Raw genomic sequence first — 23,078 nt, forward strand, 5'->3', positions numbered from 1 at the left:
AATTAATGGTTAGTGATATAATTATGGTCGATAGCTCTAGGAAAAAATATTTCTAAATTTAAACAAAATATTTATTTTTGAAATGAATGAAATTATAGTTTATTTAGGCTGAATTTTGCCAAAATTCGTATAAATTTGTGAAATTTTAGTGATTAGAAATATTTTAAAGAAATCCCAGGGTATGTGTCAAAAAGTATATTTTTGATGCAAATATATAGAAAGGAAGTGAAAAATATGGTAGGAATTATCATTGCGACTCACGGAGATTTCGCAGATGGTATTTTTCAATCAGCACAAATGATATTTGGCGAGCAGGAAAATGTAAAGACTTGTAAGCTGATGCCAAGTGAAGGACCAGATGATATTAGAGCAAAAATGCAGAATGCTATTGATTCTTTTGTTGATAATAATGGTGAAGTTCTTTTCTTGACAGACTTATGGTCCGGAACGCCATTTAATCAAGCTAGTGCATTGATTGAAGGTCATGAAGACAAATGGGCAATTGTATCAGGATTGAACTTGCCAATGCTAGTTGAAGCTTATGGTTCCCGTTTCGCTATGAACACTGCACACGAGATTGCAGCGAATATTGTAGGATTAGGTAGAGATGGAATCAAAGTTAAACCAGAATCTTTAGAACCTGAAGTAGAGCAAACACCAGCTGTTTCAGCTCCAAAAATAAATGGTTCTATTCCAGAAGGTACAGTTATAGGTGATGGTAAAATCAAGTATGTCCTTGCTCGTATTGATACTCGTTTATTGCATGGGCAGGTTTCTACAGCATGGACGAAATCGGTTTCGCCAAATCGTATTATAGCTGTTTCTGACTCTGTTGCAAAAGATGAGTTAAGAAAGAATATGATTGAACAGGCAGCACCTCCAGGTGTTAAAGCCCATGTCGTTCCAATTGACAAAATGATTAAAGTCGATAAGGATACTCGTTTTGGAAATACAAAAGCTTTATTATTATTTGAAACACCACAAGATGCATTAAGAGCAATTGAAGGTGGTGTTAACATCGAAACTTTGAACTTAGGATCAATGGCTCATTCAAATGGTAAAGTTGCATTGACAAGATCTGTTTCTATGGATCAGGATGATGTAGAAACGTTTGAAAAATTAATTAATCTTGGTGTTAAATTTGATGTAAGAAAAGTGCCATCAGATTCACCGGAAAACATTGATCAGATATTGAAGAAGGCAAAAGTTGAATTAGCAAAGAAATAGGAGGAAATTAATATGTCACTAATAACAATCGTATTAATTATAGTTGTGGCTTTCCTTGCTGGTATGGAAGGGGTTTTAGACCAGTTCCAGTTCCATCAGCCACTAGTTGCTTGTACATTAATAGGTTTAGTTAGTGGTCACCTAAGGGAAGGTATCATATTAGGTGGATCACTTCAGATGATAGCTCTTGGTTGGGCAAATGTTGGTGCAGCAGTTGCACCAGATGCGGCTTTAGCTTCAGTAGCATCAGCAATTATAATGGTTTTAGGTTTACAGGGTGGAAATGTAAATGTACAGAATGCTATAAATACATCTATAGCATTAGCTATTCCGCTATCTGTTGCAGGTTTATTCTTAACGATGATAGCTCGTACAGTTGCTATACCTATAGTTCACTTTATGGACGGTCAGGCTAAGAAGGGTAATATAAGAGGTGTAGAAATTTGGCATATTGTTGCAATATGTATTCAGGGGATTCGTGTTGCTATACCGGCAGCGATTCTTTGTGTAGTTCCACCAGAAATAGTTACTAGTGGACTTAACTCTATGCCAGATTGGTTATCAGGCGGTATGGCTGTTGGTGGAGGTATGATAGCAGCAGTTGGTTATGCTATGGTTATCAACATGATGGCTACAAAAGAAGTTTGGCCATTCTTTGTTCTAGGATTTTGTTTAGCAGCTCTAAATCAGTTGACTCTTATATCATTAGGAGCAATTGGAGTGAGTTTAGCTTTATTATACTTAGGATTAAAAGAATCAGCTAAATCGTCAGGTGGCGGTGGTTCCAATTCAGGTGATCCGCTAGGCGATATTCTAAATGATTATTAGACCTGAAGGAGGAAGAGAAAATGGAAAATAAAATACAGTTATCAAAAAAGGAACGTTTTTCAGTAGCTCTGCGTCACCAATACCTTCAGGGTTCTTGGAACTATGAACGTATGCAAAATGGTGGTTGGGCCTACTCAATTATCCCGGCTATAAAAAAACTATATCCTAATAAGGATGATCAAATTGCTGCATTGCAGCGTCACTTAGAATTTTATAATACACATCCTTATGTATCTGCACCGGTTATGGGGGTTACATTGGCTCTGGAAGAAGAACGTGCTAATGGGCTTCCGGTTGAAGATGCGGCTATTCAAGGTGTTAAGATTGGTATGATGGGACCTCTTGCTGGTGTGGGAGATCCGGTATTCTGGTTTACAGCTCGTCCAATATTAGGTGCTTTAGGTGCTTCTCTAGCATTAGGTGGTAGTATAGCAGGGCCATTATTATTCTTTGTTATTTGGAATGTAGTTCGTTTTGGATTTATGTGGTATACTCAGGAATTTGGGTATAAAGTTGGTACTACAATTACTCAGGACTTATCGGGAGGACTTTTAGGAAAAATTACTCAAGGTGCTTCAATGCTTGGTATGTTCATAATAGGTGCTCTTGTTCAGCGTTGGGTAAGCATTGGCTTCACTTCAATTGTATCTAAAGTGAAGCAGGCTCCAGGGGCTTATATAGACTGGACAAAGCTTCCGGATGGAGCAGATGGTATAAAAATGGCATTGGAACAATACAATGCTTTAGGTGCAAATGGCTTAAGTATGTATAAAGTAACAACTTTACAGCAGAACTTGGACTCATTAATACCTGGTTTGGCAGCTTTATTGCTTACTTTACTTTGCTGTTATTTACTAAAGAAGAAAGTTTCTCCTATAGTAATAATAATTGCTTTATTCATAGTTGGTATAGCTGCTAGATTGGCAGGAATTATGTAATTTGGTACATAAAAAATGTATAAATACATACTGTAATTATAAAAGCTCGGATGCATCCGAGCTTTTATAATTTATATGAATATGATAATATATTAGTAAAGAGCAATTTCTAAAAAAGAATGATTACTGATAAATATAAAATTTGAACTATGAAGCAATAGGGGGGATAATATGGCTCAATCTATGAATACGAAGGTAGATTTAACAATAGATGCAACATCTTATTTTGGAGTTTTGAGTTACGGAAAAGTAATGGTTGGAGATAAAGCATTTGAATATTACAATGACAGAAATGTCAATGATTATATACAGATACCATGGACTGAAGTTGATTATATTGCAGCTTCTGTTATTTTAAAGGGGAAATGGATTAGTAGATTTGCCATTTTTACTAAAAACAATGGGAATTATTCTTTTTCATCTAAAGACAATAAAAAATTATTGAGGGCTGTAAATAAATATATTCCTTCTGAGAAATTAGTAAAATCAGATTCTTTTTTTCAGGTCATAAGTAGGAGTTTTAAAAGAATAATTAATAAGTAATAATAGTTTATGAAAAAGGTTTTAAAAATTATAAATCCTTCTATGATTAAAAATACTTAACATAGAAGGATTTATAATTTTCTATTTATTTTTACAGATTATATTTTTATAAAATTCTATTTTTGCTAAATTAATCTCTATAATATTTTATAAATACTATTTTCCGGTTATTCTCTTGACTTCATCATATACGAATTGAACCTTTGGACCTATAATAACTTGAACATTTTTTTCAGATGGTTTAATCAGACCTAAAATACCAGCCGATTTAATCTTAGAATCATCTACTATACCAGCATCTTTAATTTCTGTTCTCAATCTAGTTGCACAATAATCTATTGAAGATATATTGTCAATTCCACCTAAACCTTCAATTATAATTTCAGATTTTTTAGTAAAATTATTTGGTTCAATTTTTACTTCAGTTTCTTCTGTATCATCCTCTCTTCCAGGTGTCTTTATATTAAAAGTCTTGATAGCAAAACTGAATGAGAAGTAATAAATAAAGAAAAATACAACGCCTAATAATAAAAGCATATATGGTTTGTTTGCTAATGGATTTCTTAAAGAAAGCACAAAGTCTATAAGACCTGCACTGAATCCAAAACCTGCAGTCCAGTGTAGTGAAGCAGCAATAGCCACAGAAATTCCGGTCAACACTGCATGTAGTAGATATAATCCAGGTGCAAGGAACATAAATGCGAATTCTATAGGCTCTGTAACACCAGTAGTAAATGAGGCTACCATACCTGCAATCATTAATGACTTAGTTATTGTCTTTTTTTCAGGTTTTGCATTTTTATACATTGCAAGAGCTGCCCCTGGAAGACCAAACATCATAATTGGGAAAAATCCGGCTTGATACATACCTGTCACACCTTTTATTCCAGTTCCATCAGCAATTGATTTAGCACCACCTAAAAATTTACCAATATCATTGATTCCTGCTATATCAAACCAGAATACTGAGTTTAAAGCATGATGAAGACCAGTAGGTATTAAAAGTCTATTGAAAAAACCATAAATACCGGCACCGGCAGGACCTAGTTTCTGAATAGAAGTACCAAATGCAACCAATGCAGAATAAATAAAAGGCCATACAAAGTATAATATAAACGAAACTATTAACATGAATAATGCCGTCATTATTGGAGCTAATCTTCTACCGCTAAAGAAAGCAAATGCCTGAGGTAGTTCAACTTTATGGAATTTATTATATGTTTTAGCTGAAACTATACCTGATATGATGCCTAAAAATACATTTTTATTGTTAATAGCTCCCCAACCTTGAGCAACTGGTAGTGTTTCAACTGCTATACCTCTAAATTGCGAGATAGCATCAGCAGACAATAATGTGGTTACAACTAGAAAGGCAACTAGACCTGAAAGAGCAGCTGAACCATTCTTATCTTCTGATATACCATATGACACACCAACTGCAAATAATATACCTAGGTTACCCAAAACAGAATCACCGGCTTTAATAAAAAATGCCGCGATAGGACTACCAGCGCCCCAACCAGTAGGATCTATCCAGTAACCTATACCCATTAAAAGAGCAGCTACAGGAAGTATTGCAACTGGTTGCATTAAGGCCTTACCTAGTTCTTGTAGTTTTTTCATCATAAATAAAACCTCCTTAAATATTTGAAATTAATTTTAGTATATCATAAAATTCATACAATTGGAAAAGGTTTTTTGTATAAAAAAAGAGTTTTTAGAGTTAAAAATCAATAGCAGAAATATTAAAACAAGATATATTGATAATCATAATAAAGAAAAATATTAAAAAAGTTAGAAAAAAATAAATAAAACTATTATTAAAAAAGTATAAAAATATTTGTTTAGTAAAAAAATGAAAAATGAAAACTAATTTCATATATAGAGGTATAGTTTTTTATGATATTATATATATAGTAAATTAAGAAAGGGATTAATTATGAAATTTGAATTTGTAAAGAATAATATTCAAATGTCAGAATCCACATTAGTGGGAGTTCTTTTAACATTTGGCGGTGGCTTTAGGGACGCTTATTCATATAATATAAGAGGCCATATATTTGCTAATGCACAAACGGGAAATTTGGTTTTAATGGGACATAATTTAGCCAATGGTAATTTTATATCTGCATTCAAATATGTACTCCCGATACTTGCTTTTATAATAGGAGTCTATCTGACTGACTATATAAAAAGTAAATACAAGTATTTAGATACTATTCACTGGAGACAGATCATAATTTTTTTAGAGTTTGTAATGCTTTTCGGTGTAGGGTTTATGCCACATTTTATGGATAGCTGGGCCAATATTACTATATCTCTAGTATGTGCCATGCAGGTGGAAAGTTTTAGAAAATTTGTCGATATACCAATTGCAACTACTATGTGTACTGGAAATATGAGAAGCGGTACGGAGATACTTGTGAAGTATTCACAGAGTAAAAAATTCGGGAAGCCCGACAAGAGTCTTAAAAAGAAAAGTCTTTATTATTATTTCATAATATTGGTGTTTTGTATTGGTGCGGCGTTTGGTGCATTTATATCCAGCAAATTAGGTATAAAGACTATTTGGATTGATTCGTTTATAATGTTTTTAGTATTTATTCTTATGTTTAAAAAAGAAAAAGGAGCGATTTAATTTCGTTGTGAAAAAATTATCAATATGTTAAAATAAATTATTTTACACTTTTTAAAAAATAAAATTAAATAGTTAAAAATTAGAAAACACGATAAGGTAGGTGTTGAAATATGAAAATAATGATTATAGAGGATGACTTAATTATTAGAGAATCTATTGGCAATGAGCTTAAAAAATGGGGATATAATGTTTATTGTGTGGACAAGTTTGATAATATTACAGAAATATTTACAAATGAAAATCCTCAGTTAATACTTTTGGATATTATTTTACCATTTTACAATGGATATTATTGGTGTCAAGAAATAAGGAAGTTATCAAATGTTCCAATAATATTTATATCCTCCAAAAACGAAAATATGGATATTGTGATGGCTATGCAGTTCGGTGGAGATGACTATATATCAAAACCTATAAATTTGGATGTAACTGTGGCAAAAATACAAGCTGTTATCAGAAGATGCTATAACTTTACCAAAGATATAGATTATTTGAGTTTCGGAGAGGTTCAGCTTTTTATATCTGAATCAAAGGTATGCTTTAAAGAAGAGGAAGCAACTCTAACAAAAACGGAGTTACTAATACTGGAAATTCTTTTAAAATCTCAGGGGGATATTGTGTCTAGAGAAAAAATTATGGATAGATGTTGGCAAGGAGATAGTTTTATTGATGATAATACATTAGCTGTAAATATTACGAGGCTAAGAAAAAAAATGAATAGAATTGGTCTGGAAGGTATTATTCAAACTAAGAAGGGTAAAGGCTATTTTATGAATAAAGACGAAAAATGGTATTAAAACTATTTTTATAAGGTGGTAATTATGAATAATAAAAATATGAATGGAAATTTTTTGAATTTTATAGATAAAAATAAAGGTATTTATATTTCTATATTGTTAATTCTTTTGTTATTTTGGGTTGTTTTTTCTCTAAATAGAATTGATATGGATGTATATTTTTTATCACTGGAAATAGTAATCTTTTTTACCCTTATTTATACTTTTATTTCTTTTTTGAATTTTAAAAAAGAATTAGATCTAAAAGCAAAGATAGAGTTATTAAAAAGTGAGAATTCCAATTTAAAGCATACTATGAATAATTATATAAGTGATTTAAATGAATATTTTTTGATGTGGGTACATCAGATTAAAACCCCGATTACAGCAGCCAAATTAATTACAGAGAATGAGAATCTTGACTTGAATTTAATTAAAACTCAGTTGTTCTTTATAGAGGACTACACTAATATGGCGATGGATTATTTGAAAATATCAGATATCAACAATAGTATGGATATAACAAATATAAAACTGGATGATGTGATACGACCTATACTAAAAAAATATTCGATATTATTTATAGGAAACGCAATATCTTTAGAATACTATCCGATAAATGATTATGTAATATCGGATTCAAAATGGCTAAGTATACTAATAGAACAGATAATTTCAAATGCGGTAAAATACACCAGAAATGGAAAGGTAAGTATAAAGTATGATAAAGAGGATAAAAAATTATATATTTCAGACACAGGAATAGGAATAAGGTCGGAAGATATACCAAAAATATTTGATAAAGGATATTCGGGCTTTAATGGTAGATTGAATCAAAAATCAAGCGGATTGGGATTATTTTTAGTGAAAGAGATTTCAAAAAAACTTTCAATTTTAATTGATGTTGAATCAAAGATAGGAGAGGGGAGTAATTTTAGCATTTATTTCCAAAACTTTCAATTTTGTAAGGATTAGATAAGTTTTGTCATCTTAGATAAATGCTCCGAATTTAAAATCTTGATAAAATAAAATTAAGATGAAGGAGGTATTCAAGATGACTATATTAGATGTAAAAAATATTAAAAAAGTATATTCTGGAAAAGGATTTAATACAGAAGCACTTTCTAAGATAAATTTTTCCGTAGATGAAGGAGAGTTTATAGCAATAATGGGAGAATCCGGAAGTGGTAAGACTACTTTGCTTAATATATTGGCAACGCTTGATAAACCTACTGAAGGAAATGTACTTATAGCAGGTAAAAATGTAAGTTTATTAAAAGAAAGCCAGGTTGCGGCTTTTAGGAGAAAAGAGTTGGGGTTTGTATTTCAGGATTTTAATTTATTGGATACTTTTAATAATAGAGATAATATATATTTACCCCTGGTATTATCAAATCATAGGTATGAAAGTATGAAAAAAAAATTGGATAAAATAGCACCGGAATTAGGGATAGAAAAAATACTTGATAAATATCCTTATGAAATTTCCGGTGGTCAGAAACAAAGGGTTGCAATAGCAAGGGCGATAATAACGAATCCCAGCCTAATATTGGCTGACGAGCCAACAGGTGCATTGGATTCATCATCATCTGAAATGATTCTAAGACTTTTTAATAATATAAATAAAAGTGGACAGACAATTTTAATGGTAACACATTCACTTAGAGCGGCATCATATGCCAGTAGGGTATTATTTATAAAAGACGGAGTAGTATACCATGAAATATATAGGGGAGATGAATCTTCAGGTGATTTTATGGAGAGAATAAATCAAGCACAATCTGTTTTAGGTAAGAGAGGTGTTTAGATATGAATATCAGAATTGCGAGTAATTTTGCAGTAAAAAATATCAGAGCCAATAAATTATTTATCATACCATTTATATTGTCAAGCAGTTTGATGATTTCTTTACTCTATATAATGTTTTCTCTTTTACAAAATGAATTTGTGAAAACTAGACATACATCATTACCCATGTTAATTAATTTTGGGTGCATAATAATATCAATTTTTACATATATTTTTATAATTTATGCTAATAGATTTTTAGTAAAGAGAAGAAATAGAGAGTTCGCTTTATATGGCATTTTGGGGTTGGAAAAAAAACACATAAAGAGGATAATAAGCATAGAGCAATTTATTAATTTTTTGTTCATATCGACAATCAGTATATTAGGAGGGCATTTGATAGGAAAGTTGATGTTTATGTTTCTTAATAAACTTATGGCTGATATGAGTGCAAATTTAATGGATTATCCATTTTCAGGCTTTGCTTTAGTTTTAACTATGATATTTATTTTTGTGATTTATGTTTCAATATATATTATAAATGTACTAAATATAAAAAATGTGTCACCAATAGAACTTATTGCCAAACAACATAAAGGAGAAGGAGAACCAAAGTCTAAACTAATTTTGACTATATTAGGTTTATTGGCTTTAGGGTATGGATATTATTTAGCACTGACAATTGAAGGTACATTAAAGAGTCTGGGGCTTTTCTTTGTAGCATCTTTATTTGTGATAGTAGGAACATATTTCTTATTTATATCTTTTTCAATAATTGTATTAAAAATTATGAAGAATAATAAAAAGTATTTTTATAAGGATAAAAATTTTTTATCTGTGTCAGGAATGCTTTATAGAATGAAGGCAAATGCTGTAGGCCTTGCCAGTATAACGGTTCTTTGTACAGGAGTTATAATAACTTTATCTGCTACGATTTCTATTTATAGGAGTATAGATAAAGCAGCAAATAATGTTATTCCAAGAGAATACTCTATTATTAGTAATGAATATGTGGATTATAAAACGAATCCTCAGAAAATAGAATTATATAAAAAAGAGTTGAAAAAAATTGCAGATACAAGTATTTCGGGTAGTGAAAAGATAAAGAATCCATATATGTCCGAGCAGGTGTTCACGTACGTTTCCAAGGAAGGAAACAGGTTTACTTATCCCAAAATGGCCACAGGGAAAATATCCGATACCGGAAAAGCTATTGATATAGGATGTTATGCAATTATTGAACCTATTGATTCATATAACAGTGTATCAAGAAAAAATATTAGCATTAAAGAAAATGAAATATTGCTTACCTCTAATGTTAAGAGACTATTAAAAGATGATAAAATTATATTTGGCGACAAAGAATATAGGGTGAGAAAAGTGGAAGATGATATTCCCGGAAATATAGGTGTTGAAACCTTTAGAATAGTAACACCAACTAGAAAAGTATTTTTAGACGCAACAAATTACTATAAAACCAGAGATAGAAAAGGAAATGAGTATCCTTCAAAAATTTCCATAGAGTATGGGTGGAATATAAAAAATAAAGGAAGTAATTATGATGCAAAACTGAAAAAAATTACAGAGGATAAAAATATTGCTCTGGAAGTGAGGAATGACTATAAAAAATTTATCTATGAAATGAATGGAGGTTTCTTATTTTTAGGTATAGTAATAGGTATGGTGTTTTTGACAGGAACGATATTAATATCATACTATAAACAGGTATCTGAAGGATTTGAGGATAGAAAACAATTCCAAATAATGAGAAAAGTTGGTCTACCGGATAAGCTAGTAAGAAAGACTTCATCATCACAAATAGTGTGGATGTTTATAACACCATTAATAGTGGCGTTTATACATTCAATGGTAGCTTCTAAAATAGTATACCAACTTTTAGGTTTATTTGGAATAAGAAAATACAGTGTATTTATTGCCAATAATGTTATGGTATTAGCAGTATTTATAATTGTGTATTTAATTATTTATAAAATCACTTCAAACATCTATTATAAGATAGTCAGATAATCTTAAATATATATTTCTATATTAAAAACAAAAATACAAGTAAGAAATGAGATAAAGAACCAAGCATTATAAAGATATGGAATATATCATGGAAATTCCATACTTTTAAGTTTGGTTTTTTTATTGCATAAATTACCCCGCCTACTGTATATAGAACGCCCCCTAAAACTAAAAGTAAGAAAGCTTCCAGTTGAAGATGAACATATAAATCTTTTATTACAAAGATTGCAAACCAGCCCATTGCTATGTATAAAGAGGAAGATAATTTTCTAGGCATATTTATCCAAAGAACTTTCATCACTATACCCGCAATCGCAATTGCCCAAAGAATTGTAAATACCGGAACTCCAATTTTTTTAGGAAGCACATAAAGGCAAAATGGAGAGTACGATCCTGCTATCAACACATATATCATAGAATGATCCAACTTTTTCATAAAAAGTACGGCCCTTTCTTTTGTAGCACTAATTGCATGGTAAATACCGCTCGTAAAATATAAAAGTATCATTGATGATCCAAAGATAATAGTGGAAACAAATAATGATATACTGTGGTATCCGAATACCAGTTGTTTTGTAATTAGCAACACTAGAGCTAATATAGACAGAAGTCCTCCTATCAAATGTGTTATAGAGCTAATTGGGTCTCTTAAAGTCTGCATATTTTTCACCTCGTTTTAATTAACTTCATATATGGTATTAAAAACTACTTTCAAATATAGTATACAATATATAATTGGAAAAATCAAGTTTAATATGTCTTAAACTATACTATAATTTATGACAATTTGGTATAATATATTTTATAGCCCAAAATATACTATTAGAATGTATAAAATTTATTTGTGATTATAGATAGTATCGGAAGTTAACCTAAAGGAGGTTAAGATGTATAGCTTAGGAAGAATAATAGATGAATTAATGGAAAAAGAAGATATAAAAATTGAGGATATTCCAAATATTGATTTGTATATGGATCAGGTTTTAACTCTTTTTGATAAGTGTTTTCCATATAATTATGGAGAGCAGGAACTTACAAAGACTATGATAAATAATTATGCAAAAGGTGGAATAATAAAGCCGGCAGTAAAGAAGAAATACAATAAAGAACATATACTTATGATAATTATGATATGTATATTAAAAAGAAATATAAGTTTATCTGAAATAAAGGATGCTGTAGACATGGCAATAAGCAATGAAGAGAATTCTCAAGAGAAAGTTATTGAACTGGAAAAAGTATATAAAATATTTTTAGATAAAAAAAATATAATGAATGAAATAACAAGAAGTCAATTAGAGAATATTCTTTCAAAATTCAGAGAAGATGACATAATAATACAGGAAAATAAAATGTTGGATGTACTAATTCTTTGTTATTATTCTAATATATTAAGTGAAGCCGCAAGGGCCATAATAAGAGGAGAAGAGTAATGATAAAAGAAGTAATAGTAGTCGAAGGAAGAGATGATATAACAGCAGTCAAAAGAGCAATAGAATGTGAATTGATAGCTACGGGAGGTTTTGGCTTTCCAAAAGGTGTAATGGAAAGAATAAAATCTGCCCAAGAAAGAAGGGGAGTAATAATATTTACTGATCCGGATTTCGCAGGCGAAAAAATAAGAAAGAAAATTTCGGATGAAGTTCCGGGATGTAAACATGCATTTCTGCCAAGGGAAGAAGCAATGAAAAATGGAGACATAGGTATAGAGAATGCAAGTCCGGAAAGTATATTGTCGGCTCTTTCGAATGTAAGAACTGAAATTAAAGAGAATAGGAATGAATTTTCAAATATTGATCTGATAAAAAATGAACTAATAGGTGGAGATAATTCTTCATATAAGAGAGATTTAGTGGGAAGAAAATTAGGAATCGGATATGGTAATTCAAAACAGTTTCTAAACAGACTGAATAATTATGGTGTGACGAGAGAAGAGTTTGAAAATGCTGTAAAAGAGTTTGAAAATAGATAGGAAGTAGGTAAAATAATGGTGAGTAGACTATCATCTCATAGTGCGACTATGGAAGTAGTAAAAAAATATGGATTTAAATTCACGAAATCACTAGGACAAAATTTTTTGATTGATGATAATATAATTGATAAAATTTTAGAAGGTGCAAATGTTAAAAAAGGAGATAAGGTTATTGAAGTAGGTCCGGGAATAGGAACTTTGACCAGAGAGTTATGTAATGTTGCAGATAAGGTGATGGCAATTGAAATAGATAAAAACTTAATACCAATCTTAGAAGAAACTTTATCGGGCTTTGATAATATAAAGATAGTGAATGAAGATATAATAAAAGCGGATATAAAAAAGTTAATCGATGAAAACTTAGATGGAGGTCCTGTAAAATTAATAGCTAATTTGCCCTACTATATTACTACGCCTATAATAATGAGGTTTTTGGAAGAAAATATAAATGTAACGGATATGGTTGTAATGGTACAAAAAGAAGTAGCTGAGAGAATGAATGCAAATCCCGGAGGAAAAGATTTTGGAGCACTTTCCGTAGCGGTTCAATATTATTGTGACACGGAAATAATATCGAAAGTACCTAGACATTTGTTTGTTCCCCAACCAAATGTAGATTCTATAGTAATTGCACTTAGGGTAAGACCGGAAAGAAAATATAAAGTAAATAATGAAGACTTATTTTTTAAAATTGTAAAGGCATCTTTTGGACAAAGGAGGAAGACTTTATTAAACTCTTTATCCAGTATGGGAATATTAGATAAAAAAGATATATCACAAATATTATTTGATGCTGGCATAGATGAAAAAAGAAGGGGCGAGACTTTAAGCCTGGATGAGTTTTCAAAGCTTGCAAATTGCTTCAATGCCTTTGTTAAGGAGGAAAAGTATGTTTAGGAGAATTTTTAACAGTATTTCAAAATTAAATAAGACAGTGTTGATTATTCTCGTTATAATTCTTTTCTTTTTGGTATACAGTTTTTCTTTTAAAGTATTTAGAAAGTGGATTTCCAGTAGCCCTAAAACTGATATAGTTAATATAGACACCAGAGGAGAAAAAAATAGAGTTCAACAAGAGTTAGAAAGAAAAGAGATTGAAGATAGAAAAAAATCGGTACTTCTTAGATTTAATGAATCGAAAAAAATGTTTATTTCAAGTGGAAATATTGAAGATATTAAAGTCGAAGGAGAGATGATGGATAATTTTAATAGAATTACCATTTCTTTTGTTAAACTTAGAGGTATTGATGGAAAATTTGAACCTGATAACAGGGGTAAGACAAATACCGGTATTGAATTTGAAACGGATTTTAATTATTTTGTGGTGAAAGATAGAGATAAAACAGAATATTATAAAATACCTGTAGCTGTCAAGTCGGATTTTCAGTCAATGTATAATCGAATGATATTTACATCTGTGGATTATATAGTAAATAAAAAGGATTTAGGCAAAATAAGAGTATGTAAAGGAAATGATGAAAAAGGTATTATGCCTTGGAAGAAAGATGATTTAATTCATAAAATATTATATAAAAGAGAGGTTGGAAAAATACAACCTGAGAAAGATTTTCAAAAAAGTAAAAAGAATTTTACCATAAAAATCAAAAAATCAAATAGAGATATAATAATACAAACTATGGGAAAAGACTTTATTAAAGTTACATCAGGAGATAATATAGCTTATTATGAAGTCTATAAAGACTTGTACGAATACTTGGATACAGAAATTTTTGGTGATTAATAAAGGTGAAAATATGGGAGTAACAGTATATAATACAAAGTTCGGGCAAATAAAAATAGAATATGATAAAGAAGCAGTTATTTCTATTGGCAGATCAAATTTCAATTTATTAGATATTAAAAAAACAGATAACGAAAAAAATGATTTGACTGATAAGGTATATTGGCAGTTGGAAGAGTATTTCGATGGAAAAAGGGAGGTTTTTGACTTTCCATTCAAGTTGAAAGGTACGGATTTTCAAATAAAAGTATGGAGTGCACTTTGTGAAATACCGTATGGTAAAACTTCGACATATAAAGAAATTGCTGAAAAAATTGGCAGTCCAAAAGCATTTAGAGCAGTTGGAAATGCTAACAACAAAAATAAGCTGATGATAGTTGTACCTTGTCATAGAGTCATTGGAAGTGACGGAAAGCTTGTAGGATATGCTGGAGGACTGGATTTTAAAAAGAGACTTTTAGATTTAGAAAGCAATATAAAGGCATAAAAATAATGGATTAAAGGTATTTTTATAAAGTTATATTCTTTAAAGGAGGTACAAATATGAGCAAAATTCTTATTGAAAAAGGTGATATTACAAAACTTGCATGTGATTGTATTGTAAATGCTGCAAATAAAACTCTTTTAGGTGGTGGAGGAGTCGATGGGGCAATACATAGAGCGGCCGGTCCACAACTTTTGGATGAATGTAAAACATTAAATGGTTGTAGAACGGGTGAGGCTAAAATTACTAAAGGATATAACTTAAAGGCAAAACATGTTATTCATACTGTTGGTCCTATATATTCAGGGGCGGAAAATGATAGGGAAATGTTAGCTAGCTGCTATGAAAAATCGCTTGAACTTGCAAAAAAACATAACATAAAATCTATAGCTTTTCCTGCTATATCTACGGGTATATATGGATATCCTAAAGAAGAAGCTGCAAAAATAGCCTTAGAAACCATCTACAAATGGATAGATAGTAGTAATTACGAAATAGATATAATATTGATGTGCTTTGATAGTGAAACACAAAATATTTATGAAAAATATATTAAAAAAGAAAATAATTAGTATTAAATGTTATCTGTCTAAATTTTGATAAAATTACTAATATGCTTAAATATATATTTTTATTATAAATTTATTTGTATAATAAATTTATGATATTTGTTAATAATACATTGGTTAATTTTAAAAATATGACTTTATAATTAAAATAGAATGACTCGTAGGTCAAAAAGCTTTTATCAGAGATTGTTGTCGTTGAAAAAACGCATATTTTGTGATGACAAAGGTAAAAGTGATGACTTTTGAGTCATTTCTATTTCAGTTCATTCTATTATTTTTTTTAAAATGATTTATATATTTCCCCATTTTTTTACATAGTCTATAAATTTCAAAGTAGCAGGAGATGGAGTAATATCTTTAGAATATGCTATTCCAAGAATTCTATTATAGTGTTCGTTAAAAGATCTTATGCATACATTAAAAGGTATATTACGAAGAAGAAGTTTAGGTAAAATTGTTATTCCAAATCCTTTTTCCACCATTTTTAAGACTGCAAAATCTTCATTAATACTATATTTTATTTTTGGCTTTATATTATTTTGTTCAAATATTTTTCCGGTTTCATAGTTAAGACCATCTGCAGAAAGGATAAAACTACTTTCATTCAAGTCCATAATCGAAATAGACAACTTATTAGCTAACGGATGTTCTAAAGGTGTTACCAATACCAGCTCATCTTTCCCTATCGCTGAAAAATTCAATTCAGGTACCGAATATTCAGAAACAAAAATGCAATCCAGTTCATTATTGCTTATTTTTTTTCTTAGTTCATCAAAACCGTCTACTATTAGTTCAAATTTAATGTTTGGATAGGCGTTTGAAAACATTGAAAGTATATCAGGCAACCAATTATAGGATATACTTTGTATAGAGCCTATTCTTATATATCCTTTTTCCAAACTTGTCAATTCTGAGGAAATTTCAAACATTCTATCTTCAGATTCACATATTGATTCAATACATTTAATAATTTCTTTTGTGTATGGCATCAATTCCATACCGTTTTTTGAACGTTTAAATAACTGTATTCCAAGTTCATTTTCAAAGTTTTTAATTGCCTGACTAACAGCTGATTGAGTATAGTTAAGTTTTATAGCTGCATTAGATATACTTTTGGTTTCATAAACAGTCAAAATAATTTCATATTTAGTCATGATACATCCTCCCAAGCCTATTAAAAATAATAATATTTGATATAAAAAAAACTAATATTATTACCTAGAGTAAATTAAAAAACAATATATAAGAAAAATTGAATATATCCATTAAAATACATTTACTCAAATATATCTATTGATGACTTATTATAAACATATAAGCATATATTTTGCAATGGAATATATAAAAATTTTGGCATTGTAAACTAAATATGGAAAAAGGCACAATATTATTCTTAAAACAAGATGTAAAGTATTATGAATAGGAGGTATATTATGGGAACTGAATTTTGGAATGGAGCAGATGCGGCTCATAGAAGGGTAATGATGAAAGCAGCCGGATATTCCGATGCTGATATTAGAAACAAACCTCATATTGGAGTACCAAATTCATATATGGCAGGTTCTCCGGGAACAGCACATTTGCGACAGATAGCAGAAGCTGTTAAAGAAGGTATATGGGCAGCCGGAGGAATACCGGTTGAATTTGGTATCCCTGCCACATGCGGAAATATAGCCAATGGTGTGGAAGAATTAAAATATGAACAGGTTGGAAGGGATATAGTCGCTATGTCAATTGAATTTGTTTCCAAAGTTCATAATTTCGATGGTTTAGCCATGGTTGCATCTTGTGACAATATAATAGCTGGATGCTATCTGGGAGCTATGAGATTAGATATTCCATCTATTGTTATTACAGGAGGTTCTATGCAGCCTGGTCAGCATTGTGGAGAAACAGTTGTCGAAGCAGATTTGGATGCAAAAAGATTTTCAGGAGCGAGTGAAGAGGAATTGATGGAAATGGAAGAAAATGTATGTCCGTCATTTGGAGCCTGTCCATCTATGGGAACAGCAAATACCATGCAAATGATAGGAGAAGTAATAAACATGGTATTACCTGGAACATCAACTATACCGGCAACGGATAACTTGAAGTTGAGAAAAGCAAGAGAAGCAGGTATGTATGCTGTTGAAATTGCTAAGAAAAAATTAAAACCATCCGATATAATAACTGAGAAAATATTGCTAAATTCAATAATGTTTGATATGGCTGTTGCAGGATCAACAAATGCAGTCTTACATATACTGTCATATGCATATGAATTAGGTATAAAACTTACATTGGAGGATTTTGAAAAGTATGCAAAGGAAATTAAATGTATTAATGCAGTTGTACCAAGTGGGCCATATACAGTTGTTGATTTTCATTATGCCGGCGGGGTTTTAAATGTTATGAAAATGCTAGAAGAAAAATTATTTATAGATGAGCCGAGTTTATATGGGTGCAGCTGGTCTAATATATTGAAAGATGTAAAACCGTTAGAAAATGAAGTTATTCATTCCCTTGAAAATCCTTTATTTGAAGAACCGGGGTTAAAAATTTTAAGAGGTAATTTATCACCAAACGGTGCAATAGTAAGACCAACCGCTGTTTATGATGAAGTTAAATATATAAAGGGAAAAGCAAAGGTATATGAATGTGATAGAGATGCATTTGATGCGATACAAAAAGGCGATATAATTCCTGGAGACATAATTGTAATTAGATATGAGGGATGTAAAGGTGCACCGGGAATGAAAGAACTTATGCTGAGTATAGATGCGTTGATAGGAAAAGGATTGCATAAAAGCGTGGGTTTAATATCGGATGCAAGATTTTCCGGATTTAATTTCGGGGCAATAGTTGGTCATGTATCTCCTGAAGCTTATGATGGTGGAAATATAGCATTGGTGGAAAATGGAGATGAGATAGTAATTGATATACCAAATGGAGAAATTTCAATGTCAGTTTCTGATGAGGAACTGAAGATAAGAAGAGAAAAGTGGGTTAGACCGGCTTTAAAAGAAGGTAAAGGGTGTCTAAATATATATGCCAAGATGTGTAGACCTGCCGAAGAAGGTGGTGCAATGCAACCGTGGGATTTAGATGCTAAATACAGTAAATAATTTTATAGAAGAAGGTAGAAAAATGTTATTATTATCAAAAGAAAATATTAAAAAAGTTTTTACAATGAAAGACGCAATAGAGGCTGATAAAATAGCTTTTAAATTAGTTGTTGAAGGCAAAACCAATTCCCCATTAAGAACTAATATACAAGTTCCAAAATATGATGGATGTTTATTATTTATGCCGGCATATGTTGAAGATATGGATGTAGCCTCGCTGAAAATAGTTAATATATTTCCTCGCAATATTGAAAAGGGGATGCCAACAGCACCTGCTCAAGTCTTATTAATAAATGGAACAACCGGCATAGTAGTTTCTGTTTTGGATGGTACCTATGTAACTAAATTAAGAACGGGAGCCGCATCCGGAGTAGCTTTTGAACTGTTGGCAAAAAAAGACTGTAAAATAGGAGCCCTAATAGGAACAGGGGGACAAGCAGAAACTCAATTGGAAGCTATGTTAACCGTTAGAGATCTTGATGAAGTAAGAGTTTATGATTTAAATTACGAAAGAGCAGTCGACTTTGTAAAAGAAGCAGAAAGAAATTTTTCGTCCTTTAAAACCAAGATTATGGCGGTAAAAAGTTCTGATGATGCTATCGATAATGCCGATTTAGTTATTACAGTGACTCCTTCTACAAAACCCGTATTTGACGGAAATAAAATAAAAAAAGGGGCAACTATCAGTTGTGTAGGTGCATATCAGCATCATATGCAAGAGATGGATCCGGTGATATTGACAAGAGCATCAAAAATATTCTTTGATTCTAAAGAAGCTGTTTTATCGGAATCAGGAGATATACTTATACCACTAGAAGAAGGAATCATAACCGAAGAAGATTTTAGTGGAGAAATAGGTGATGTAATAAAAGGAACAGTTGCTGGAAGAGAAAATGATGATGAAATAATAGTATTTGAAACTGTTGGCGTTGCAACTCAAGATTTAATAGTTGCCAATGAAATATATAATAAGGCTTTAAAAGAAAATATTGGAACTATATGGGAATAGAATAACCATTTGCATAGGATTGAAATTTTAAGTATGCTTTCCAGCCACTCCAGTCAACATCGTCTTTAATTGCGCGTGCATTAAGTTTTAATTGTGATGCAATTTTCTCTGCAATTCGTTTACAGTTACCGGTTCTAGTAAAATAATATACGCCAATATTCATAATAGGCAACTCCTTTCCGTTCTGCTAAAAATACTGTTTAAATTCGAGTTTAATATATATTAGATTAAAAGATTTCATTTATCCTGTTTAAAAGTGATTTAAATATTCTAAGTGTTATTAATCCCTCTTATTGTCAAACATTTTCGCTAGTAGCTTTTTGATTAATAGTATTAATGTCACAAATAAACATATAATCCCCTCCATGTAGTTGTATAATACAACTATATGAAGGGGATGTCAAGTTACACATCTTATTCGGCTATTATTACTTCAATTCCTTTTTCAGACATTAGGTTTACCCATCTTTGTTCGATTTTAGAATCGGTGATTATTTTATCTATACAATTGAGGTCACAGATAAATGCGGATGATACATTTCCAAATTTTGAAGAATCTATTAATAATATCACTTCAAGTGAGTTTTTTATTATTTTCTTTTTCACCATAACTTCATACGAATATGCACAAGTAACACCTAGTTTTTCATGTACTCCGGCAGCTGAAAGGAAAAGTTTTGTAGTTCTGGTATTATTTATAAGTTCCATTTCCTCTGCTGATTCAAACATACCGGTGTCTCTATGAAAAATTCCACCGGATAGGAGTATATCGACATTTTGTTTTCCTAAAAGATGAAGCAGGTTGTTTGCACTAAATACTAAAGCCGTAAATTTCAGTTCATTATCTAAATTTTGTGTCAGTTTTTCGGTCGTAGTGCCAATATCAATAACGACGATATCATCTTCTTCTATCATTTCAGCAGCTTTTTTTCCTATACAGTTTTTTTCAAATTCCATTTTATGAGAATTTTTAGATATACTATATAACTGTTCTTCTTTTTCTGAAGATACGATAGGGTTATCTTCTCTGGGATTAAAAACTGCAGAGCCATAGAAACTATCGATTATTTTTTTTTCTTCCAAATATTTCAAATCTCTCCTGATTGTCATCTCGGAAACATTCAATTCAGCTGCAAGTTCTTTTACAGATGCTCCGTTAGATTCTTTTAAAATACTAATCAATTGCTTTTTTCTATCTTCTTTCTTTGACAAGAACAATACCTCCTAATCGATTAAAGTGCAAACTGAAGCACAAAGTCACAAAATTTTACTCTATACAATTATAACATATTTAGAAATAAAATATAACATTTTATAGAGGAGATTCACATTAAAATGTTATAAAAAGCAAAAAAATGATAGGAAAACAAAAAATAATGTGAAATTACGAACAAAAAATGCTCAAATTTATTGACAAAAACACAAACAAAGTGTATATTATGGGTATGGTTTTGTAATATTAAGAACATATTAACACCAAATTGGGAAAATGTTTTTAAAAAATGTTGTAGTATAAACAAAATTAGGAGGATAAAAATGAATAAGGGATTTATTTTAAGTCATATCGATCATACTTTATTGAAAGCATATGCAACATGGAATGATATAAAAGCACTTTGTGATGAAGCTTTAGAATATAAAACTGCTTCAGTGTGCGTTCCGCAATCTTATATTAAAAGGATTAAAGAAGAATATGGGGATAAGTTAAATATTTGCACAGTAGTAGGATTTCCTTTGGGATATAATTCAACTGAATCAAAGATGGTTGAAATAAAAAATGCTTTACAAAATGGGGCATCTGAAATAGATATGGTAATAAACATATCTGATGTAAAAAATGGAGATTATAAAAAAGTAGAAGAAGAGATAAAAATTCTTAAAGATACTTGCGGAGATAAGATTTTAAAAGTAATTGTCGAGACTTGTTATTTGACGGAAGAAGAAAAAATCGAAATGTGCAAGGCAGTAAGTAATGCAAAAGCGGATTTTATAAAGACATCTACAGGTTTTGGTACCGGTGGTGCAACTATGGAGGATATTCTTTTATTTAAAAAGCATATTTCCGAAGAAGTCAAAATAAAGGCTGCCGGTGGTGTGAAAACGGTTGATGACCTGGAGGCATTTATAGAAGCAGGTTGTTCAAGAATAGGAACCAGTTCTGCAGTAAGTATGCTGAAGGGTATAAATAATAACGGAGAATATTAAAAATCATTTGATAAATGGAGAAAATATATGAAAATGTCTACAGGAATAAAAAGAGTTTTCTTAATAGTATTGGATAGTTATGGTATAGGTGAATTACCGGATGCCGTGGAATATGGCGATGAAGGTAGTAATACGCTTGCTGCAATTGTCAAATCGAATAAGTACAATACACCTTGGCTTCAAAAGCTGGGACTATTTAATATTAAGGGTGTTAATTTAGATAAAGACATAGAAAATCCAATAGGAAGCTATGCAAGATTAAAAGAAAGATCAAGAGGAAAAGATACTACGATAGGTCATTGGGAAATTGCCGGTATAGTATCGGAAAATCCTCTTCCAACTTTTCCAAACGGATTTCCAAATAGTTTTTTAGAAGAATTTTCAAAAAGAACCGGAAGGGGTTGGATGTGTAATAAACCCTACTCCGGAACGGATGTAATAAGAGATTATGGAAAAAAACATCAAGAAACAGGTGATTTAATAATTTATACTTCTGCCGATTCTGTATTTCAAATTGCGGCTCATGAAGATGTAGTAGGTATTGATGAGTTGTATAATTGTTGCGAAATAGCCAGGGAGATGCTAAAAGGTGGAGAATTAGGAGCAGGACGTGTTATTGCAAGACCTTTTATCGGTGAAGATGGAAATTATACAAGAACTTCAAAAAGACATGATTACTCACTTTTACCGCCCGGAAAAACAATAATGGATGAACTTGTCGATAATGGATATGAAACGATAGGAGTAGGAAAAATATTCGATATTTTTGCGGGCAAAGGAATACAATCAACTAATAAAATGAAAAATAATACGGATGGCATGAATATTACTTTGGATTTGATGAATAAGGATTTTAACGGCTTGTGTTTTGTTAATTTAGTGGATTTTGATATGATTTATGGTCATAGAAATGATGTAGACGGATATGCTAATGCAGCTACCGAATTTGATGTTCAACTTGGTGAATTTATAGAAAATATGAAAGATGAAGATGTATTAATCATTACAGCGGATCATGGTTGTGATCCTTCAACTCCAAGCACAGATCACTCGAGAGAACACACACCCATGTTAATATTTGGTAAGAACATAAAAGAAGGAGTAGATCTTGGTACTAGAGATAGTTTTGCTGATATTGCTAAGACAATAGCGGATATATTTGGTACACCGGGTGATTTTTCCGGAGAAAGTTTTTTACAAGAAGTTATAAAATAAAAATATATTTAAA

24 protein-coding genes are annotated in these 23,078 nt (G+C 31.0%); 19 read left to right on the top strand and 5 right to left on the bottom strand.

Going from position 1 to position 23,078, the window contains the following annotated elements:
* The first annotated feature begins 204 nt into the window (after positions 1 to 204).
* From HLB29_RS00300 to HLB29_RS00315, 4 genes are all read left to right on the top strand, one after another.
* Positions 205 to 1,227, top strand: coding sequence for a PTS sugar transporter subunit IIB (locus HLB29_RS00300; protein ID WP_330604284.1), 1,023 nt, complete (start codon positions 205 to 207; stop codon positions 1,225 to 1,227).
* A 12-nt stretch (positions 1,228 to 1,239) separates the two neighbouring features.
* Complete coding sequence (locus tag HLB29_RS00305; RefSeq protein ID WP_185623175.1) at positions 1,240 to 2,055, top strand: PTS mannose/fructose/sorbose transporter subunit IIC; 816 nt, start codon at positions 1,240 to 1,242, stop codon at positions 2,053 to 2,055.
* Between the two features lie 20 nt (positions 2,056 to 2,075).
* Positions 2,076 to 2,993, top strand: a complete 918-nt coding sequence (locus HLB29_RS00310; RefSeq protein ID WP_185623176.1) for a PTS system mannose/fructose/sorbose family transporter subunit IID — start codon at positions 2,076 to 2,078, stop codon at positions 2,991 to 2,993.
* A gap of 171 nt (positions 2,994 to 3,164) precedes the next feature.
* Positions 3,165 to 3,536, top strand: coding sequence for a DUF956 family protein (locus tag HLB29_RS00315; RefSeq protein WP_185623177.1), 372 nt, complete (start codon positions 3,165 to 3,167; stop codon positions 3,534 to 3,536).
* Positions 3,537 to 3,692: 156 nt separating this feature from the next.
* Here the strand turns inward: HLB29_RS00315 and nagE are convergent, their stop codons facing one another.
* Positions 3,693 to 5,162, bottom strand: coding sequence for an N-acetylglucosamine-specific PTS transporter subunit IIBC (nagE, locus tag HLB29_RS00320; RefSeq protein ID WP_185623178.1), 1,470 nt, complete (start codon positions 5,160 to 5,162; stop codon positions 3,693 to 3,695).
* Between the two features lie 313 nt (positions 5,163 to 5,475).
* On the opposite strand from nagE, the gene HLB29_RS00325 reads away from it, so the two are divergent.
* From HLB29_RS00325 to HLB29_RS00345, 5 genes are all read left to right on the top strand, one after another.
* Positions 5,476 to 6,174 (top strand): YoaK family protein, encoded by a 699-nt coding sequence (locus tag HLB29_RS00325; protein WP_243155051.1) that lies wholly within the window; start codon positions 5,476 to 5,478, stop codon positions 6,172 to 6,174.
* A 110-nt stretch (positions 6,175 to 6,284) separates the two neighbouring features.
* Positions 6,285 to 6,971 (top strand): response regulator transcription factor, encoded by a 687-nt coding sequence (locus HLB29_RS00330; RefSeq protein WP_185623179.1) that lies wholly within the window; start codon positions 6,285 to 6,287, stop codon positions 6,969 to 6,971.
* Between the two features lie 24 nt (positions 6,972 to 6,995).
* Entirely contained in the window at positions 6,996 to 7,925 is a 930-nt protein-coding gene (locus HLB29_RS00335; RefSeq protein ID WP_243155052.1) for a sensor histidine kinase, read from the top strand.
* A 79-nt stretch (positions 7,926 to 8,004) separates the two neighbouring features.
* Positions 8,005 to 8,757 (top strand): ABC transporter ATP-binding protein, encoded by a 753-nt coding sequence (locus HLB29_RS00340; protein WP_185623180.1) that lies wholly within the window; start codon positions 8,005 to 8,007, stop codon positions 8,755 to 8,757.
* Positions 8,758 to 8,759: 2 nt separating this feature from the next.
* Positions 8,760 to 10,766: an FtsX-like permease family protein gene (locus tag HLB29_RS00345; RefSeq protein WP_185623181.1), complete on the top strand. Its 2,007-nt coding sequence runs from the start codon at positions 8,760 to 8,762 to the stop codon at positions 10,764 to 10,766.
* A 16-nt stretch (positions 10,767 to 10,782) separates the two neighbouring features.
* Here HLB29_RS00345 and trhA read toward each other — a convergent pair whose 3' ends face one another.
* Complete coding sequence (gene trhA, locus HLB29_RS00350) at positions 10,783 to 11,427, bottom strand: PAQR family membrane homeostasis protein TrhA (protein WP_185623182.1); 645 nt, start codon at positions 11,425 to 11,427, stop codon at positions 10,783 to 10,785.
* Positions 11,428 to 11,653: 226 nt separating this feature from the next.
* Here trhA and HLB29_RS00355 point away from each other — a divergent pair, with 226 nt between their 5' ends.
* The 6 genes from HLB29_RS00355 to HLB29_RS00380 are packed head-to-tail and all read left to right on the top strand — an operon-like array spanning position 11,654 to position 15,535.
* Positions 11,654 to 12,199 (top strand): DUF1836 domain-containing protein, encoded by a 546-nt coding sequence (locus HLB29_RS00355; RefSeq protein ID WP_185623183.1) that lies wholly within the window; start codon positions 11,654 to 11,656, stop codon positions 12,197 to 12,199.
* Complete coding sequence (gene rnmV, locus HLB29_RS00360; RefSeq protein ID WP_185623184.1) at positions 12,199 to 12,738, top strand: ribonuclease M5; 540 nt, start codon at positions 12,199 to 12,201, stop codon at positions 12,736 to 12,738. The genes HLB29_RS00355 and rnmV overlap by 1 nt, the downstream gene beginning before the upstream one ends.
* Before the next feature lie 15 nt (positions 12,739 to 12,753).
* Entirely contained in the window at positions 12,754 to 13,635 is an 882-nt protein-coding gene (rsmA, locus tag HLB29_RS00365; protein ID WP_207719479.1) for a 16S rRNA (adenine(1518)-N(6)/adenine(1519)-N(6))-dimethyltransferase RsmA, read from the top strand.
* Complete coding sequence (locus HLB29_RS00370) at positions 13,628 to 14,479, top strand: hypothetical protein (RefSeq protein WP_185623185.1); 852 nt, start codon at positions 13,628 to 13,630, stop codon at positions 14,477 to 14,479. The genes rsmA and HLB29_RS00370 overlap by 8 nt, the downstream gene beginning before the upstream one ends.
* A 13-nt stretch (positions 14,480 to 14,492) precedes the next feature.
* Positions 14,493 to 14,966: a methylated-DNA--[protein]-cysteine S-methyltransferase gene (locus HLB29_RS00375; RefSeq protein WP_185623186.1), complete on the top strand. Its 474-nt coding sequence runs from the start codon at positions 14,493 to 14,495 to the stop codon at positions 14,964 to 14,966.
* A 56-nt stretch (positions 14,967 to 15,022) separates the two neighbouring features.
* A complete protein-coding gene (locus tag HLB29_RS00380) occupies positions 15,023 to 15,535 on the top strand; it encodes an O-acetyl-ADP-ribose deacetylase (protein ID WP_185623187.1) in 513 nt (170 codons plus the stop codon).
* A gap of 287 nt (positions 15,536 to 15,822) precedes the next feature.
* Here the strand turns inward: HLB29_RS00380 and HLB29_RS00385 are convergent, their stop codons facing one another.
* Positions 15,823 to 16,686 carry a LysR family transcriptional regulator gene (locus HLB29_RS00385; RefSeq protein ID WP_185623188.1) on the bottom strand — a complete coding sequence of 288 codons (864 nt, stop codon included), beginning with the start codon at positions 16,684 to 16,686 and terminating at the stop codon, positions 15,823 to 15,825.
* 279 nt (positions 16,687 to 16,965) lie between these two features.
* Between HLB29_RS00385 and ilvD the strand changes: the two genes are divergently transcribed.
* Together ilvD and HLB29_RS00395 are read left to right on the top strand one after the other, a co-directional pair.
* Entirely contained in the window at positions 16,966 to 18,636 is a 1,671-nt protein-coding gene (gene ilvD, locus HLB29_RS00390) for a dihydroxy-acid dehydratase (RefSeq protein ID WP_185623189.1), read from the top strand.
* Entirely contained in the window at positions 18,617 to 19,645 is a 1,029-nt protein-coding gene (locus HLB29_RS00395; RefSeq protein WP_330604286.1) for an ornithine cyclodeaminase family protein, read from the top strand. Before ilvD ends, HLB29_RS00395 begins: the two co-directional genes overlap by 20 nt.
* Here HLB29_RS00395 and HLB29_RS00400 read toward each other — a convergent pair.
* Together HLB29_RS00400 and HLB29_RS00405 are read right to left on the bottom strand one after the other, a co-directional pair.
* Positions 19,632 to 19,808: a flavodoxin family protein gene (locus HLB29_RS00400; RefSeq protein WP_185623190.1), complete on the bottom strand. Its 177-nt coding sequence runs from the start codon at positions 19,806 to 19,808 to the stop codon at positions 19,632 to 19,634. The genes HLB29_RS00395 and HLB29_RS00400 overlap by 14 nt on opposite strands.
* A 251-nt stretch (positions 19,809 to 20,059) precedes the next feature.
* On the bottom strand, positions 20,060 to 20,857 hold the full coding sequence (locus HLB29_RS00405; RefSeq protein WP_185623191.1) for a DeoR/GlpR family DNA-binding transcription regulator: 798 nt from the start codon (positions 20,855 to 20,857) through the stop codon (positions 20,060 to 20,062).
* A gap of 324 nt (positions 20,858 to 21,181) precedes the next feature.
* Here HLB29_RS00405 and deoC point away from each other — a divergent pair, with 324 nt between their 5' ends.
* Both deoC and HLB29_RS00415 read left to right on the top strand, forming a co-directional pair.
* A complete protein-coding gene (deoC, locus tag HLB29_RS00410) occupies positions 21,182 to 21,850 on the top strand; it encodes a deoxyribose-phosphate aldolase (RefSeq protein WP_185623192.1) in 669 nt (222 codons plus the stop codon).
* A 27-nt stretch (positions 21,851 to 21,877) separates the two neighbouring features.
* On the top strand, positions 21,878 to 23,065 hold the full coding sequence (locus HLB29_RS00415; RefSeq protein ID WP_243155053.1) for a phosphopentomutase: 1,188 nt from the start codon (positions 21,878 to 21,880) through the stop codon (positions 23,063 to 23,065).
* Positions 23,066 to 23,078: the final 13 nt, after the last annotated feature.

It is taken from the genome of Peptostreptococcus canis, assembly GCF_014229965.1.
In the GTDB taxonomy this organism is placed as follows: Bacteria; Bacillota; Clostridia; order Peptostreptococcales; family Peptostreptococcaceae; genus Peptostreptococcus; species Peptostreptococcus canis.